The organism is Kytococcus sp. HMSC28H12, assembly GCF_001816045.1.
GTDB classification, from domain to species: Bacteria; Actinomycetota; Actinomycetes; order Actinomycetales; family Dermatophilaceae; genus Kytococcus; species Kytococcus schroeteri.
Window position 1 is genome coordinate 1 of record NZ_KV824552.1, and the last position, 1675, is coordinate 1675.

Annotated in this window: 2 protein-coding genes and 1 pseudogene; all 3 read left to right on the forward strand. The window is 67.9% G+C overall.

Annotated elements, in window-relative coordinates; translation table 11 throughout:
- Positions 1-138: 138 nt before the first annotated feature.
- Positions 139-450, forward strand: a pseudogene (locus HMPREF3099_RS08320) (hypothetical protein); the annotation flags it as partial.
- Between the two features lie 88 nt (positions 451-538).
- Positions 539-898 (forward strand): Cd(II)/Pb(II)-sensing metalloregulatory transcriptional regulator CmtR, encoded by a 360-nt coding sequence (locus HMPREF3099_RS08325; protein WP_070705542.1) that lies wholly within the window; start codon positions 539-541, stop codon positions 896-898.
- Positions 895-1545 carry a cation diffusion facilitator family transporter gene (locus tag HMPREF3099_RS08330; protein ID WP_070705543.1) on the forward strand — a complete coding sequence of 217 codons (651 nt, stop codon included), beginning with the start codon at positions 895-897 and terminating at the stop codon, positions 1543-1545. The genes HMPREF3099_RS08325 and HMPREF3099_RS08330 overlap by 4 nt, the downstream gene beginning before the upstream one ends.
- Positions 1546-1675: the final 130 nt, after the last annotated feature.

A 1675-nucleotide genomic window follows, 5' to 3' on the forward strand; every position in this document is an offset into this window, starting at 1 on the left:
CAAGCACCCACGCTCAACTCCGAAGAGCCCGATATCACGCGCGATCAGATCATGCTCACCGACGAGCTGTTCGACATCTACGCGCGGCACTAGCGAGAGACCGACGACGCCCTGTCGGCCTATGGCCAGCGCCGCGCGTACCGGGCCACGGCGAAGCTGGAGGCCCGTCAGCTCTGGTCGGCAGCCGCCGCGATGTGCCTCGTCCTCCTGCCGGTTGCCGTTGTCGTCGCCGGGTTCTGGATGGGTGTCGCGGGGCTCATCGCGGGCGCTCAGTGGGCGCTGGACGTGGACGGGAGCGTGTGGCTCGGCATCGGGCGCTGGCTCGTGGTCGCCGTGGGCCTCGCCGGGGCCGGCTACGGGCTCTTCGCGTCCGCTCGCTGGGCCGCTGGCCTGGTGGAGACCTGGAAGGGCCACGGCATGCCGAAGTGGCCGGGGTGGCGCAAGAGGTGACCACGAACCCCAAGGGCAAGCGCGCGGAGCGCGTGCGGCAGCCTGTCGAACTCAACAACGTGGCAGTCATCGCTGTATAGTTCAGTGCATGCTGACTATTGCTACTCGCCTCGACGTCATGAACCGGCTGGGCCGGGCCATGGCGGACCCGACGCGCTCCCGAATCCTGATGACCTTGCTGGATGGCCCGAGCTACCCCGCTGCGTTGTCCCGCGACCTTGAACTGACCCGCTCGAACGTCTCGAACCACCTGACCTGCCTGCGCGACTGCGGGATCGTGATCGCCGAGCCCGAGGGTCGGCAGACCCGGTACGAGATCGCCGACCCTCACCTCGCTGCGGCACTGACGAAGCTCATGGACGTGACTCTGGCCGTCGACGAAAGTGCGCCGTGTGTGGACGTCGCGTGCCCGGTGCCGGGCTGCTGCGGGGCGGAGGCGAACGCATGAGCGCGGCGCTGACATCAGAGCGCCGCGCAACCTTGCACCGCCGGGTCCGCTTCATCGTCGGGTTCACGATCACCTACAACGTCATCGAGGCCATCGTCGCCGTCGCCGCGGGTGTGCTGGCCTCGTCGGCCGCGCTGATCGGCTTTGGCCTGGACTCGGTCGTCGAGGTGCTGTCGGCCGTGGCGATCGCGTGGCAGTTCACTCGCAAGGACCCCGAGCGGTGGGAGAAGGTGACCGTGAGGGCGATCGGCATCGCGTTCTTCGCCCTCGCCGCGTACGTCTCCGTGGATGCCGTGCTGGCTCTGATGGGCCAAGAGGGCCCCGATCACAGCCCGCTGGGCCTCGGGATCACTGCGCTGAGCCTGGTCGTCATGCCGCTGCTGGCGTGGTTCGAGGTCCGCACCGGGCGCGAACTCGGCTCCAAGAGCGTCATGGCCGATGCCAAGCAGCTCATCCTCTGCATCTACCTCTCGGGCGCGGTGTTCATCGGTCTCGTGCTGAACAGCCTGTTCGGCTGGTGGTGGGCGGACTCCGTCGCCGCGCTGGTCGTCGCCTTCCTCGCCGTCCGCGAGGGGCTGGAAGCGTGGCGCGGGGACGTGGAATCGCCCCTCGAGGTGCTGGAGGATCTCGAAGAAGAGGGCGACTGACTCGATGTCCAGAAGGGTTTCGCTGGCTCGACGTCGGCGGAGCCCTTCGAGGCACGTCTCCTGGTCATTGCAACCAACGTCATATCCAAGAGATGCGCTACTGCATCGCCGTCCACGCCCCGGTGCAGCC